Below are 15,282 nucleotides of genomic sequence, written 5' to 3' on the forward strand. Positions count from 1 at the left end.
AACCGCACACGTGATTGAGAGCAATTATCATTACACTTTTTTATATCTCCAGGCAAAGCCCGTCTTCAGCGGGAGGCTTGCGCGTCCGTCAGCGGATACACCGATTCCCAGCCGCCGCCCAGGGCCTTGTACAGGCCAACCATGGCCAGCGACACGCCGGCCGAGCTTTCGACCCACTGTTCTTGCGTGGTCAACAACGCGCCTTGCACGGTCAGCACGTTGACGAAATCCACCACCCCTTCAACGTATTGCTGCTGCGCGGTGCGCAGGGCGATCTGGTTCTGGTGCACGGCCTCGGCCAGGCTGTCGCGGCGCAGCTGGCTGGCGTTGTAGCGGGTCAGTTGATCATCGATTTCATGCCAGGCACGGAGCACGGTCTGCTGGTAAGCCAGGGCCGCTTCCTGCTGTTGCGCCTCGCGCAGATGGAGCATGCCGCGCAGGCGCCCGCCGTCGAACAGCGGCAGGCTGAACTGCGGACCGATGCCGAACTGGCGTGAACCCCAGGAGCCGAAATCCGAAAGCTGCATGGCTTGCGAACCGAGGTTGCCCGACAGCGTGATGCGCGGGTAGAAATCGCCCTCGGCCACGCCAATGCTGGCGGTGGCGGCATGCAGCCGGGCCTGGGCCTGGCGGATATCCGGGCGCCGTTGCGCCAGTTGCGACGGCAAGCCGATCGCCACCTGACGCGGGGTTTGCGGCACCGGGGCGTCGGCCGCCAGTTCGGCGTGCAGGGCCTGGGGCGGCTCACCGAGCAGCAGGCTCAGGGCGTTGATCAACTGCGCCTGCTGTTGCTCCAGGGCCGGCAGCCGGGCTTCGATGGTTGCCACCTGGGCCGCGGCTTCGGCAACGTCCAGGTCGGTGGCCACGCCATCGGCCAGGCGCAGTCGCGAGAGTTGCAGGCTGTGCCGCGCCACCTCCAGGTTCTGCTCGGTCACGGCCCGGGTACTCTGCACCCCGCGCAGCTGGATGTAGTCCTGGGCGGTCTCGGACAGCACCGACAGCAATACCCCGCGCCGATCGTTTTCCGCGACCTCCAGGGTGGCGTCGGCGGCTTCGGTTTCGCGCCGTACGCGACCCCACAGGTCCAGTTCCCAGGACGCCGAGAAGCCGGCGTCCCACAGGTTGAATGCGGACTTGCCGCTGTTCCCCGACGGATCGTTCAAGCCTTCGGCGCTGTTGCGCTTGCGCCCGTAGCTGCCGGTCGCGGCGGTGGTTGGATAGTGATCGGCGCCGATCACCTGGCGCGCTGCGCGGCTCTGCGCCAGGCGGCTGGTGGCCAGTTGCAGGTCGAGGTTGTCGCTCAGCACGCGATGGCTCAGGGCCGAGAGCTGCGGGTCGTGGAACACGTCCCACCAGCGCTCATCCATGTCGCGGCTGACCGCCTGGCTGGCGGCGGCTTTGTCCGGCACGGACCAGGCACTGACCTGCTGCGCCTGGGGCGGCTGGAAGTCCGGGCCGACACTGCAGGCGGCCAACGACAGCAGGCTCAGCGCCCACACCGAGCGAACGCCGGCCTTGATGCGATGGCCCTGGCCTGAATCGCGGTTTGGGGAATGGCCCATCATCGCTGCGTCACCTCGCGCACCCGGGTGCCATTGCCCAGGGTGTCGATGCTGGCTTCCACCGACATCCCCACCCGCAGGCGCTCGGCCAGGGCCTGGCCCGGGTCGAGGACGATTTTGACCGGGATGCGCTGCACCACCTTGGTGAAGTTGCCGGTGGCGTTATCCGGCTTGACCGAGGCAAAGGTCACGCCGGTCGCCGGGGCAATGCTCTCGACCCGGCCATACAGGGCTTCGCCGCCGAGGCTGTCGACGCGCACCTGCACCTCTTGCCCGGGCTTGACGTCAGTCAGTTGAGTCTCCTGGAAGTTGCCCAGCACATAGGCCCGTTCCAGGGGCACCACGGCGAGGATCTTGCTGCCCGGGGTGACATAGGCCCCGACCCGCACCGCGCGCTCACCGACCATGCCGTCCACCGGGGCGACGATGCGCGTGTACGACAGCTCGTAGCTGGCCATTTCCAGCGCCGCCTGGGCCCGTTTCAAGCCGCCTTCGGCCGCATCGCACTGGGCCGTGAGGATCTCCACCTGCTTGCGCTCGGCCGCCAGCACCGCCGCGGCATTCGCCTGCCGGGCACTGGCCTGATCGATGCGGGTCCTGGCTTGCTGGGCATTCTGTACCGTGCCGGCACCGACACCGGCCAGGTGGTTGTAGCGCGCCAGTTCATGCTCGGCGAAGGCCATTTCCGCCCGCGCCGCCACCAGCGTGGCCTGGGCCTGGGCGATCACTGAACTCTGGCGCTCCAGGGTCGCCCGGGCGTTTTGCAATTGCGCCTTGGCCATCAGGGTGTCGGCATCGGCGGCCTGGGCGGCGGCCCGCAGGTCACGGTCATCGATCAGCGCCAGCAACTGCCCGGCCTTGACCTGCTGGTTGTCCTCCACCAGCACCTCTTTGATAAACCCCGCGACCCTGGGCGCCACCAGGGTGTAGTCGGCGGCGATGTAGGCGTCGTTGGTGGTCTGCTCGGTCGCCTTGCCGGTGACCAGGTAGATCAATGCGCCGAGCACCGCGACCGCGGTCACGCTGACGGCAACTTTGTGCTTGATATGAATCGTCATAAAAACCTTCTGTCTCGTTGAGCGTTCAAGTGGGCGCGCGCGGCGGGTAGACCCGCGTCGGCAGCCAGAAAATCAGCAGGATCAGCGCCGCGGCCAGCCCTGCCATGCAGTAATAAAGATCGATCGAGGTCAGCACCACGGCCTGCTGGTGCAGGCGCTGGGCCAGACCGGCGACGCCGCTGTCGACCAGGGGCGAATTGCCCAGGCTGTCCACCAGCATGGTCGAGTGAAAATGCAGGCGGTGGGTGGTCAGGACGTCCAGCACGCCGGTGGCGATCACCGCCGACAAGCCCTTCACGGTGTTGAACCAGGCCGAGGCAAAAGGCCCCTCGACAGGCTGGATACTGCCGGTGGCCAGCATCAGCAACGGCAGCACCGCCATCGGCTGGCCGAAAATCTGCAGCAGTTGCAGCAAGTAGAAATTGTCGCGGTTCCACACCGAGGTCAGCTGCGTCCCGCCCAGGCACGACAGGACCAGCATCCCCAGGCCAATCCCCAGCACCCAGCGGCAATCGACCCGGCGCAGGTTGCACAGGGCCGCCACCAGCGGCAGGGCAAGCAACTGCGGCAAGGCCATGACCAGCATCACCGGCGCGGTTTGCAGCGGGCGGTAACCCTGGACCTGGGCCAGGTAGCTGGAGGGGATGATGATCACCGCCGTCAGCACCACCAGCACCCCAGCCAGGGTCAGCAGGGCAAACGACAGGTTGCGGATGCCCAGCATCTGCAACTTGAAGAACGGGATCGGCTGCGACCATTCGTTGATCAGAAACAGCACCAGCAACAGCAGGCCCCCCCCCAGCAACAGAGTGATCAGCGGCGAGGCGAACCAGTCCAGACGGTTGCCTTGCAGGATGCCGATCACCAGCATGCAGATCGCCGGGAACCCCAGTAGCAGGCCACGCCAGTTGAACTGCTTGCAGCGCTCCAGGCGCAGCGGGTCCTGGGGCAGTCCGTAGGCCACCGCCGCCATGGCCACCACACACGGCAGCACCACTTGCCAGAACGCCCACTGCCAGCCGACATACTCGGTCCACAGCGCTGCCAGCGGCGTGCCCAGGCTCGGGCCGAAGGTGGCGGTCAGGGCATAGCCGGCCAGGCCGTACAGCTTGACGTTGGGCGGCAGGAACCGCAGGGCAACGGTCATCAGCATCGGCGGCAGCGCGCCGCCGGCCAGACCCTGCACGGTGCGCAGCAGCAACAGGCTGGGGTAGTTGGGGGCGAACGGGCAGAGCACGCCCAGCACCGTGAACAGCGCGATGGCGCCGAGGGTGAAGCGCCGCAGGGAAAACGTCACCGAACACCAGGGCGCGAAGGCCATGGCCGCCACCGAAGTCGCGGTGTAACTGGCCACCAGCCAGGTGCCTTCGTCGTAGCCGATGTACAGCGCGCCACGGATATCGGCCAGGGCGATCTTGGTCACCATCTCGTTGAGGCCCGAGACCAGCACCGCCAGCAACACACCCACCAGGCCGATAATGATCCGCGGGCCGAACACGGGCGGGGCAACAACTGCCGGCTTGCTGGTGGCTGGCACGCCCGCAGGCGCGGCAACAGCGAGGGAACTCATGAAAGGTACAACTCCGGACAGGAAATACCGGAGCAGTTTAGGCAGCCCGACTACTGACGAAAACTGACTTATCGACAGCTTATAAGTGCACCAGACGCAACTATCTAGGCATCAGACGTGCCCTGTCAGCTCGGCTGCGCCGCCAGCCATGTGTCGCTGCAGGACGCCTTCAGGGTTTCGCGGAACCATTTATGGGCCGGGTCCTTGTCATAGCGCGGGTGCCAGGCCTGGGTCAGGACCAGGGTCGGCAACGGAATCGGCAGCGCAAACGAACGCAGGCGCAACCCCAGGCGTTTCACGCTAAGCAGGGTTTCCTTGGGCACCGGCAGGATCAGGTCCGAATCGGGCAGGACAAACATCGCCGCATGAAAGCTCGGCGCAATCAGCGGCACCCGGCGTTCCAGGCCCAGGGCGCTGAGGGCCGTGTCGATCGGCCCCCGGGCAAAACCGCGGCGGGACATGCTGATATGGGGAAAGGCGGCGAAGCGCTCGGCGGTGATCTCTTCGTCGAACAAGGGATGCCCCTCGCGCACCAGCCCGACAAAGGTGGTGGAGAACAGGTTCTGCACCTTGACCTCCGGGGTCAGCGGCCGCGTGTTGCTGATGCGCAGATCGATCCGCCCCTCGCGCAGGGCTTCGTCGTCGCCATCGCCTTCCGGCACAAAGCGCAGCTCGCACAGGGGCGCCTGGCGCTCCAGGGTGTCGATCAACCGACCGCCATACACCCCGACAAAAAAGTCATTGGCGCGCACATTGAAGCGCCGCTGCAGGGTATTGAGGTCAACCTGGTCCCCGGAGCGAAACACCAGCGAGGCCTGCTCCACCAGGTCCCGCACCTGAGCGCGCAACTCCAGGGCCTTGGGCGTGGGCACCAGGCCGCGGCCGGCGCGGACCAGGATCGGGTCGCCGAGGGCCTCGCGGATCCGGGTCAGGGTCCGGCTCATCGCTGCCGGGCTGAGGTTCATGCGGCGTGCGGCACCGACCACGCTGCCTTCGTCGAGCAAGGCATCGAGGGCCACCAGCAGGTTCATATCCGGAAGTTGCATGCTGAGCACTCATGGCTGAGGTGAAATGATTGCCGCGCAATCCTAGCAGCCTTGCCCACAGCGGCAATGCGCAAGATCAAGGCCAGCAGCATTGCCCGCGGCATGGTGTGCAGCAAACGCTAAACTTGAGCCTATCCACGGACTGTTTTCACCCCGGTGCTTGAGCATCACCGCCGCTTCAAAGGAGAATCCCGCGCCGCGCGCCGCTCGCTCCTTGCGGCGCCGATGCTTTGACAAGCCTTGCAACACTACCTAGTGTGCATTGGATCCAATTTATAGAAGTAGAGACACCCAAACGTGACGAAAAAACCCGGCATCCTGAGCAAGATCGAAGTCAGCGGGCCCATACCTGCCCATCTGGCGCGCTCAGTGATCGAAGAAACCCTGCGCGCGGCGATCCTCGATGGACGCCTGCCCAGCGGTGCAGCGTTGCGCCAGCAGGATCTGGCGGACCTGTTCGGGGTCAGCCGCATGCCCGTGCGCGAGGCCTTGCGCCAGCTTGAAGCGCAATCGCTGCTCAAGGTGGTGCCGCACAAGGGTGCGGTGGTGGCCGCGCTGATCGACTATGACGCCGTCGACACCTACGCCCTGCGCCTGCTGCTGGAAAAAGAAGCCCTGCGCCTGTCGATCCCGTTGCTGGAGCCCCAGGACATTGCCCTGGCACGCAGCTACATCGAGGCCCTGGAAACCCAGACCGATCACGCCGAACTCGGCCGGCTCAACCGCTTGTTCCACATGGCGCTCTATCACAAGGCGCCCAACCGCAAGCTGCTGAACCTGATCGAACTCGAACTCAATGAAGAAGAGCGCTTCCTGCGCTTTCACCTATCCTCCATGGGCCTTGGCACCCTCACCCAGGATGACCACCGGGCATTGGTCGATGCCGCGAGCGATAAAGACATCGAGCGCGCACTGGGCATCCTCGAACGGCACCTGGAAAGCGGCGCCACCACGATCAGGAATTACCTGCAACAACGGGAGGCATGAGCCCACCCCGACACCGCGCACCCGGCGCGCCCTTCAGGATCGACAGGGCGAACCCCGGCGCTTCTCAGGTGCACTCACGGAAAACCGTCACTCAGGCTTAAGGAAGAGCTGTGAATATCAACAATAAGAAATGGACGATGGTGATCAACTCCGGGCAACCCAGCGGCATCCGCCTGATCTGTTTTCCCCAGGCCGGCGCCGCACCGGAACAACTGCGCAATTGGTCCACCGGACTCGACGACCATATCGAACTGGTGGTGGTGCGCCTGGCCGGGCACGGCGTGCGCCGCGACGAAGCACCTTGCGCCAGCTGGCCGGTGCTGCTCGAGGAGGTACTGGCGGCGCTGCAACCGCTGCTCAGTGAGCCTCACGCATTGTTCGGTCATGGCCTCGGCGGGCTGCTGGCCTACGAAACGGCCAAGTACGCCCAGGCCCATTTCCCGGGCCAGACCCAGCATCTGTTCGTTTCCGGTTGCCGCAGCCCCGACAGCCCCGCCGGCCGGCCATTGCTGCATTCGCTGCCGACTCCGGCGTTTCGCGAAGCGATGCTGACCCTGGGCGCCACCCCTATCGAAATACCCCGCGGCGCAGCCGACCAGCAGCTGTATGAGGCCCTGCTGCGCAATGACCTGAAACTCTTCGAAACCTGGTTCGACACCTCCAGCGGCAGCCTCGAAGTGCCCCTCACGGCCCTGTACGGCAGCGAAGACCTGCTGACCCCGGCCAGTCGCATGGTGAACTGGCGCGAATTCACGCGCCGCGAATTCGAGTTGATCGAAGTGGCCGGCAATCACTTCTTCATCAAGTCGCAACGCCAGCGCCTGCTGCAAGTGATCAACACCCACCTTGGGCTGCTGAGCCCGCAATCGGCACAACCTCTGCGCCGCTCGGCGCTGATGCACTAGTTTGCAGGCAGAAAAAAGCCCGCTCTGCATCACTGCAAAAGCGGGCCTTAGCGTGGCACCGGGGTGCCGCGATCAGATCTTGAAGCTGTCCACCAACTGTTTCAAACGGCTGGCCTGCTGCGACAGGGCATCGCAATCCTTCAGGGTTTCGTTGAGGTTGGCCACACCCTGCTGGTTCAGCAGATTGATCTGGTTGATGTCGACGTTGAGGGTTTCAACCACGGCGGTCTGCTCTTCGGTCGCAGCGGCCACCGACTGGTTCATGCCGTCGATTTCACCGATACGCTGAGTCACGCTGACCAGACGGGCACCCGCCTGGTTCGCCACTTCAACGCTTTCTTCGCTGGAAACCTGGCTGGCGTTCATGGTCGAGACCGCCTCGCGCGAACCCACTTGCAGCGAGGTGATCATCTTGTGGATCTCCTCGGCCGATTCCTGGGTCCGGTGCGCCAGGTTGCGCACTTCATCGGCAACCACCGCAAAACCGCGACCGGCTTCACCGGCACGGGCCGCTTCGATGGCAGCGTTGAGCGCCAACAGGTTGGTCTGCTGGGAGATGCCCTTGATCACATCCAGAATGTGCCCGATGTTGTCGGTGCTGGCATTCAGGGTCTCGATCTGGGTGCAGGACAGGCTGATCTTCTGCGACAGCTCGGTCATGGCCAGGATGGTTTTCTCCACCACCTGACGCCCGTCATCAGCCTGCTCGCTGGCACCGCTGGCGTGTTGCGAGGCATCGGCCGCGTTGCGCGCAATTTCCTGGGTCGCCGCGCCCAACTCGTTGATCGCTGCCGCCACGCTGTTGGTGCGGGCGCTCTGCTCGTCGGAGCCGATGATCGAGGCGTTGGACGACGCCATCACGCGCTGGGACAAGTCATGCACCTGGCGGGTGGCCGAGGACACTTCGGAAATCGACGCGTGAATCCGCTCCACGAACTGGTTGAACGCCCCGGCCAATTCGCCGAACTCATCCTTGGTCACCGACACCAGGCGCCGGGTCAGGTCGCCCTCGCCCTGGGCGATATCCTGCATGGCGCGGCCCATGGTGGTCAGCGGACGCATCAGGACCTGGATCAGCAGGCTCAGGAAAATGGCAATTGCGCCCACCGCGACAAACATCGCGATCAAGGCCGAAGTACGGAACTGGCTCAGGGGTGCGTAGGCTTTTTCTTTGTCGAGGGACAGACCGATATACCAATCGGCATTAGGCAGCCCGGTCACCGGGGTGAACGAGAGGATCCGATCCTGCTTGTTCAGCACCACTTCCTGGTTGCCTTTTTCGATGCGTACGTTGGAGCCCGGGTAGATGTCCTTGAGGTTCTTCATCACCTGGTCTTTGTCCGGGCTGACGATCACCTGACCGTCGGCGCTGACCAGGAACGCGTGGCCCAGGCCACCGAAGTCCACCGAGTTGATGATCTTGACCAGGGTTTCCAGGCTCAGGTCGCCACCAACCACACCGAGCAACTCACCCTGCTTCTTGACCGGCATGGCGATGGTCACCACCAGGCCGCCCACTGCCGCCATGTAAGGCGGGGTCAACATGGTTTTATCCGCCGCGACCGCCTGTTTGTACCAGGGGCGCTGACGCGGGTCGTAGCCATCGGGCATCTTCGCGTCGGGACGCTGGGTGAAGATGCCATTGGCCTGGCCAACGTAGGTGAACTGGAAGTTGGAGGTGAAGGCAGGCTGGTCGACCAGCCCCGGAAAGTCTGCGTTGCTGCCTTGGTGAGCGACGTTCTGCGCCAGGTTCTCCAGGACCAGGATCCGCCCGCTCATCCAGTTCTGCACGCTGCTGGAGGTCAACTCGCCCGCTTGCTCGATCGAGGACTCGAGGTTTTGCCGGATGGTATTTCGCTGCAGATAGTCGTTGTACAAAGTGAACAACGCAAAAGCCAGAACCACTACGCCAGAGGCGGCCAAAAGGATTTTATGGCTGAACTTTAGATTCATGTCATGGGACTTCTTATGCCGAAAGGGGGGATGCGTCCGGAATGCAACATTCCATTTAACAGCGCAGGCAATGTTCTGTGATCGCTCTACTTTGGTGCACGCATTTCTCACCAGTCTGTCGGCATCAATCCGAGAACCCTTAGCGATTTATCGAAAATGCACGTTAGTTCCAGCAGAAACCCGCCGAACGGCGCTTTAGAGCCTTTGCTCGATATTTTTCGATGCCGGTTGGTCGAGCCGATATTGCCAAATCGCCAGACCATGAAAGACAATGCGACCGATTATCATTTGTGACATGCAGGCAGTACCTCAATGTCATCATCGCCGTTCGCCGTACAGACGCTTTACCGCCATCACCACGGCTGGCTCAACAGCTGGTTGCGCAGCCGCCTGGGCAATGCCGCCGATGCCGCGGACCTGGCCCAGGACACCTTCGTGCGCCTGTTGCAGCGCGGCGAACGCCTGGAGCTCAAGGCACCCCGGGCCTTTTTGCGCACCATCGCCCGTGGCCTGGTGATCGATCACTGGCGTCGCGAAGAAATCGAACGCGCCTACTTAGAAACCATTGCCCGCCTGCCTGAAGCCCAGACCCCTAGCGCTGAATCGCGGGCGCTGGTGCTGGAGCTGCTGGAAAGCATCGCGCGCATGCTTGAAGGGCTGAAGCCCAAAGTGCGCAAGGCATTTCTGCTGGCCCAGTGTGAAGGCCTGACCCACAAACAGATCGCGCAACAGATGGATATTTCTGTGCGCACGGTCGAACGCTATGTCGCCGATGCGCTCTATCACTGCTACCTGCTGCGCTACGAGCCTTGAGCACCATGGACACTGCCTCGATCACCCCGCGCTTGAACAAACACCCCGATCAACTGGTGGTCAGGCAGGCCATCAATTGGCTGCTGCGGCTGCGCAACAATGCCGGCAACACCAAGCTGCAACAGCAGTGCGAGGTGTGGCGGGCGGCGCATCACGAACACGAGCAGGCCTGGCAGCGGGTGCAGTCGCTGCAGCAGGAGCTCAGCGCCAACCTGCAAGCCGTACCCGGCGCCCAGGTGGCGCTGCAGACCCTGGAAAACAGCAGCCAGCGCCTGGGTCGACGCCAGGCGTTGAAGCTGCTCAGTGGCGCCATGCTGATGGGCACGGCGGCCTGGCTCGGCAAGGACCTGGTGGGCTGGCAACAGTGGACGGCCGACTTCGCCACGGCCACCGGCGAGCGACGCAGTTTCCAGCTGCCTGACGGCACGCGCCTGGAGCTCAACACCGACAGTGCGGCCGACCTCGACTTCAGCCCGCAGCGGCGCCTGATCAGCCTTGCCCGCGGCGAGATCATGGTCACCTGTGGCGCCGATTCGCAGGTGGCCAATCCGCGCCCGCTGATGGTGCAAAGCCGTCATGGGCAATTCGAAGGGATAGATGCGCGCTTCATCGTCCGCCTGGAGGGCAACTGCACCCGGTTGAGCGTGACCGCCGGCCACGTCGCCATCCATACGCCGACCACCGCCGGCGGCCTGCCGGCCATGGTCCAGGCCGGGCAGAGCTACCTCATCAGCCATTCCCAGGCGCAACAGGCACCGGCGCTGGATATGGATGTGGGGGCCTGGGCCGAGGGGCTGATCGTGACGCGTAATATGCGCCTGGGGGATTTCCTGCAGGAAGTCGCACGTTATCGCCATGGCTACCTGGGCTGTTCGAGCGAGATTGCCGACTTGCGCCTGTCCGGGGTCTTCCGCCTGCAAGACACCGACAAGTTGCTGGCGATCCTGCCGCAAACCCTGCCGGTGCGCCTGCGCTATCGCACCCGCTGGTGGGTGAACCTGGAGCGAGCGGTCTGATCGATCAGACCGTGCATTTTTTTTGGCGGGTTTTATCCGCAAGTCCGGCTTAGTCAGTAAGCACTTCAATCTGCCTTCACCGACTTCAACGGAAACCATCATGACTGCCCGCGCCACCCCTGACTGCCATCTCGGACACTTGCGAACTGCAACTCCCCCCAAGGCACTGCGCCACGCCATCCGCGCCGCACTCTTGTGCTCGGCCCTGGGCCTGGGCGCGCTACCGGTCGTGGGCCACGCGGCTGATGCTGCCCTCAGCAGCCAAAGCTACAACATCGCCCCAGGCGCTTTGAGCGACGTACTCAATCAGTTCGCCCGTCAGGCCGGCATCACCTTGTCCACCACCCCGGCGCAAACCCAGGGTCGGCAGTCGCCGGGGTTGCAGGGCCAGTACTCGGCGGACCAAGGCCTGCAGCAGGTGCTCAATGGCTCGGGGCTGGAGGCCGTCAGCCAGGATGGCAGCAGCTACATCCTGCGCGAGCCACCTGAAACCGGCGCCTTGTCGTTGCCGACCACCGACATCAAGGGCTTCGCCCTGGGCAATGCCCTGGGCAGCATGGAAGGCTACAACGCCACCCACAGCCAGGTCGCGACCAAGACCAGCACCGCCCTGCTTGAGACCTCGCAGAGTGTCTCGGTAGTGACCCGCGAGCAGATGGACGACCAGGGCTCACAAACCGTGGCCCAGACCATGCGCTATACCCCCGGCGTACTGACCAACCCCTACGGCGCCACACACCGCTTCGACTACGTGGCCATGCGCGGCTTCAACGACGGTTCGGTGGATAACATCTACCTCGATGGCCTCAAGTCCATGGGCGACAGCGGGACCTACAGCACCATGCAGGTCGATCCGTACTTCCTTGAGCGAGTGGACATTCTCAAGGGCCCGTCCTCGGTGCTCTACGGCCGCAGCTCGCCGGGTGGCCTGGTGGCGCTGACCAGCAAGCGACCGCTGTACGAGCCCTACCATCAGGTACAAGCCACGGTAGGCACCCAGGGCCAGCGCGGCGTGGGTTTCGACTTCAGTGGCCCGGTGGATGACGACAAGCGCATTGCCTATCGCCTGACAGGCCTTGCGGACAAATCCGACACCCAGTTCGACCACGTCAAAGAAAAACGCTACGCCCTGGCCCCGACCCTGAGCATCGACTTCAGCGAAGACACCTCGCTGACCCTGCAAGCCTATCTGCAACATGACCCCGATGGCGGTTATCACGGCGGGGTCCCGGCGGATGGTGCCTTGCACCCGCACAACGGGCAGCGGATCTCCGAACACTTCTTCGACGGCGAGCCGGGGCTCGATCGTTACAGCCGTGATCAGCAATCGTTCGGTTACCAGTTCGAACACCGGTTCAACGATGTCCTGACCGCGCGGCAGAACTTCCGTTACCTGGATTCGACGGTCAAATCCGATCAGATCTATTCCCTGGGCACCTGGGGCGGCCCCAGCGGAAACGAGCTGAACCGCTACTATTCCGGCGCCGATGAAAAACTGCATTCGTTCATCGTCGATAACATGCTCCAGGCCGAATTCCTTACCGGCGCGGCCAAGCACACAATGCTGCTGGGCGTGGACTACCAACGACGCAAAACCGTGGTCGACTGGCGTACCGGCAGTGCTTCGAGCCTCAACGCCTTCAACCCGCAGTACGGCAACACCAGCGTGCAATACGACCCGCCCACCAGCTACCTGCGCCGCCTGCAGCAAACCGGGTTGTACATGCAGGACCTGATCGAGCTGGATCAATGGCGCTTCTCCCTCGGGGTGCGCCAGGACTGGGTCAAGACCTCCAGTGAAGACCGCATCAACGAAGGGCCGAAGTCCACCGACACGCCGAGCAAACTCACCAGTCGTGCGGGTGTGCTGTACCTGTTTGAAAACGGCATCGCGCCCTACATCAGCTACTCCGAGTCCTTCAATCCGAACTCGGTGACCGACCAGGCTGGCAAACCTCTGGCGCCGACCGAGGGCACCCAGTGGGAAGCGGGTATCAAGTACCAGCCGCCAGGCACCGAGAACCTGTTCACGGCATCGGTGTTTCGCATCGAGCAGGAAAATCTCGCGTCGAAACAGCCTCAGGAGGACTTCTTCCGCCCTGTTGGCCAAGTCCGATCCCAAGGCCTGGAGCTCGAAGCCCATATGCAACTGAGCGACAACCTGAAAGTGCTCGGCAGTTACACCCTGACCGATATCGAATATTCCAAGACGATGCCGAGCGCCTTGAGAGGCAGCACCCTCGACAACAAAGGCAACTCGCCCACTCAGGCCCCGCGCCAGATGGCGTCGCTGTGGGCCGACTACAACTTCCGCCAGGGGGCCCTCGATGGCCTGCGCCTGGGCGGCGGTGTGCGTTATGTGGGGTACAGCTGGGCTGATGCGGAAAACACCATGAAGGTGCCGGCCTACACCTTGTTCGACGCATCGGTCGGTTACGACCTGGGCAAGGTCGGGCTCAAGGGCCTGGACGTGCGCCTGAATGCCAACAACCTGACCAACGAGAGCTACATCGCCTCCTGTGCCAGCCTGGGCTATTGCTACATGGGTGAAGAACGCAACGTCGCGGCGACCCTGAGCTACCAGTTCTAATCATTGTCGGTTCCCCCCAAAGCCAGCGCCCGAAACCAGGCGCTGGCTTTGTCGTCTCTACGGGAAAATTCCATGCGCGCACTTCTGGTTCTACTGCATCGCTACATTGGCCTGGCCACTGCCCTGTTCCTGCTGCTGGCCGGGCTCACGGGGAGCATTCTGGCGTTTCATCATGAACTTGATGAATGGCTCAACCCGACCTTCTACACCACCCCGAGCCAAGGCCAGGCGCTGCCACCGGGTGCCTTGGTCGACCGATTGCAGGCACAACATCCTCGGCTGCAGGTCTGGTACATGGAGTACCCGAGTGAAAGCGGGCATACCGCATTGCTCGCCGCCGTGCCCCGGACCGATCCGGCCACCGGCAAACCCTTTGCCGAAAGCAATCAGGTGTTTTACCTCGACCCGGTGAGCGGCGAGCAACAAGGCCACCGGGAATGGGGCGCGTGTTGTCTGCAACGGGAAAACTTAATCCCGTTCCTCCTGGAGTTTCACTACACCCTCGCCCTGCCGGGCAATTGGGGGTTATGGCTGATGGGGCTGGTGGCTTGCGCCTGGGTCATCGATTGCCTGGTGGCCCTGCTGCTGACCTTGCCGCGCGGACGGCCGTTCTGGCGCAAGTGGTCGACGGCCTGGAAGATCAAGGGCGGGCATGCCTACCGGCTCAACTATGACCTGCATCGCGCCGGGGGCCTGTGGTTGTGGCTGCTGCTGGTGCCGATCGCCATCAGCAGCGTGGCCATGAACCTGCCCAGTCAGGTGTTCAAGCCTGCGGTGTCACTGTTTTCCACGGTTGAACCCAGCGTGTATGAGGCCCGTGGGCGGCTGCCGGCGACGGAGCTGGGGGTGACCCAAATCAGCTATCAACAAGCCTATGAGCGCGCCCTGGAAGAAGGCCGGCGCCTGGGTTTGAAAGCCGCGATCGGTGAGCTGTATTACAGCTTCGAGTACAACTTCTACGGGGCCGGTTTCGGTCAGCACGATACCGAGGCCCATGGTAAATCCTGGCTGTTCTTCCACGGTACAGACGGGCGCTTGCTGGGCCAGGAAATCGCCGGCCAAGGCACCCTCGGCGAGCGCTTTTATCGGCTGCAACTGCCGATTCACGGCGGGCGCATCATCGGGTTGACCGGGCAGATCCTGATTGCCGTATTGGGCGTATTGATTGCCGGGCTGTCGGTGACGGGTGTCTACATCTGGTGGCGCAAGCTGCTTGCACGCAGAAGCGCCAGGGCTCGTAGGGGTTGAGCTAGCGAGCTGTCCAATACGGGTTGAGCCTGTGTCGAAGCTGGCTACAAGCGGCTTCGATAGACGCTACTAGTGATCCTGAAGTAAGGCTTTGCTCGCCATGGGCCACGTGCTCAATCGCGCCTCAGGCTTTATCTCGCACAAAAACAAAACCCCTGTCTGCGTGAGCAGACAGGGGTTTCGGAATTCAATCTTGACGATGACCTACTCTCACATGGGGAAACCCCACACTACCATCGGCGATGCATCGTTTCACTGCTGAGTTCGGGATGGGATCAGGTGGTTCCAATGCTCTATGGTCGTCAAGAAATTCTGTGTACCAGTCCGTTGCGCTAGCAACGTGCCGGTGAAAATCATGGACTTCTACATAAACAAAACCCCTGATTGCGTTAGCAATCAGGGGTTTCGGAATTTAATCTTGACGATGACCTACTCTCACATGGGGAAACCCCACACTACCATCGGCGATGCATCGTTTCACTGCTGAGTTCGGGATGGGATCAGGTGGTTCCAATGCTCTATGGTCGTCAAGAA

At 63.1% G+C, this 15,282-nt stretch carries 11 protein-coding genes, 2 rRNA genes and 1 pseudogene; 6 read left to right on the forward strand and 8 right to left on the reverse strand.

All coding sequences use genetic code 11. The features are described from left to right. Window positions 1-65: 65 nt before the first annotated feature. From AC19YX_RS12740 to AC19YX_RS12755, 4 genes are all read right to left on the reverse strand, one after another. Entirely contained in the window at window positions 66-1,565 is a 1,500-nt protein-coding gene (locus tag AC19YX_RS12740; protein ID WP_500606370.1) for an efflux transporter outer membrane subunit, read from the reverse strand. Then, on the reverse strand, window positions 1,562-2,620 hold the full coding sequence (locus tag AC19YX_RS12745) for an HlyD family secretion protein (protein ID WP_078469164.1): 1,059 nt from the start codon (window positions 2,618-2,620) through the stop codon (window positions 1,562-1,564). The genes AC19YX_RS12740 and AC19YX_RS12745 overlap by 4 nt, the downstream gene beginning before the upstream one ends. A 25-nt stretch (window positions 2,621-2,645) precedes the next feature. Next, window positions 2,646-4,190 (reverse strand): MFS transporter, encoded by a 1,545-nt coding sequence (locus AC19YX_RS12750; protein WP_078469163.1) that lies wholly within the window; start codon window positions 4,188-4,190, stop codon window positions 2,646-2,648. A 125-nt stretch (window positions 4,191-4,315) separates the two neighbouring features. Then, window positions 4,316-5,236 carry a LysR family transcriptional regulator gene (locus tag AC19YX_RS12755; RefSeq protein WP_500606371.1) on the reverse strand — a complete coding sequence of 307 codons (921 nt, stop codon included), beginning with the start codon at window positions 5,234-5,236 and terminating at the stop codon, window positions 4,316-4,318. A 297-nt stretch (window positions 5,237-5,533) separates the two neighbouring features. On the opposite strand from AC19YX_RS12755, the gene AC19YX_RS12760 reads away from it, so the two are divergent. Together AC19YX_RS12760 and AC19YX_RS12765 are read left to right on the forward strand one after the other, a co-directional pair. Then, window positions 5,534-6,223 (forward strand): GntR family transcriptional regulator, encoded by a 690-nt coding sequence (locus AC19YX_RS12760; RefSeq protein WP_078469161.1) that lies wholly within the window; start codon window positions 5,534-5,536, stop codon window positions 6,221-6,223. Between the two features lie 110 nt (window positions 6,224-6,333). Beyond that, entirely contained in the window at window positions 6,334-7,128 is a 795-nt protein-coding gene (locus AC19YX_RS12765) for a thioesterase II family protein (protein WP_500606372.1), read from the forward strand. A gap of 72 nt (window positions 7,129-7,200) precedes the next feature. Here AC19YX_RS12765 and AC19YX_RS12770 read toward each other — a convergent pair whose 3' ends face one another. Beyond that, entirely contained in the window at window positions 7,201-7,986 is a 786-nt protein-coding gene (locus tag AC19YX_RS12770) for a methyl-accepting chemotaxis protein (protein ID WP_371106565.1), read from the reverse strand. Window positions 7,987-8,055: 69 nt separating this feature from the next. Further along, window positions 8,056-9,081, reverse strand: a pseudogene (locus tag AC19YX_RS12775) (HAMP domain-containing protein); the annotation flags it as partial. Between the two features lie 312 nt (window positions 9,082-9,393). On the opposite strand from AC19YX_RS12775, the gene AC19YX_RS12780 reads away from it, so the two are divergent. The 4 genes from AC19YX_RS12780 (at window position 9,394) to AC19YX_RS12795 (ending at window position 14,748) form a co-directional block, all read left to right on the forward strand. Beyond that, a complete protein-coding gene (locus tag AC19YX_RS12780; RefSeq protein WP_500606373.1) occupies window positions 9,394-9,894 on the forward strand; it encodes a sigma-70 family RNA polymerase sigma factor in 501 nt (166 codons plus the stop codon). Window positions 9,895-9,899: 5 nt separating this feature from the next. Continuing rightward, complete coding sequence (locus tag AC19YX_RS12785; RefSeq protein WP_421549376.1) at window positions 9,900-10,910, forward strand: FecR domain-containing protein; 1,011 nt, start codon at window positions 9,900-9,902, stop codon at window positions 10,908-10,910. A 100-nt stretch (window positions 10,911-11,010) separates the two neighbouring features. After that, window positions 11,011-13,500, forward strand: a complete 2,490-nt coding sequence (locus tag AC19YX_RS12790) for a TonB-dependent siderophore receptor (RefSeq protein WP_500606374.1) — start codon at window positions 11,011-11,013, stop codon at window positions 13,498-13,500. Between the two features lie 72 nt (window positions 13,501-13,572). Then, the gene (locus tag AC19YX_RS12795) at window positions 13,573-14,748 is read left to right on the forward strand and encodes a PepSY-associated TM helix domain-containing protein (RefSeq protein WP_500606375.1); all 1,176 of its coding nucleotides are present in this window, start codon (window positions 13,573-13,575) and stop codon (window positions 14,746-14,748) included. 191 nt (window positions 14,749-14,939) lie between these two features. On the opposite strand, the gene rrf (AC19YX_RS12800) is transcribed toward AC19YX_RS12795, so the two are convergent. Together rrf (AC19YX_RS12800) and rrf (AC19YX_RS12805) are read right to left on the reverse strand one after the other, a co-directional pair. Then, a 5S ribosomal RNA gene (gene rrf / locus AC19YX_RS12800) occupies window positions 14,940-15,055 on the reverse strand. A gap of 109 nt (window positions 15,056-15,164) precedes the next feature. Next, window positions 15,165-15,280: ribosomal RNA gene (gene rrf, locus AC19YX_RS12805) — 5S ribosomal RNA — on the reverse strand. Between the last annotated feature and the right edge of the window lie 2 nt (window positions 15,281-15,282).

This window comes from Pseudomonas sp. MF09150, assembly GCF_059862355.1.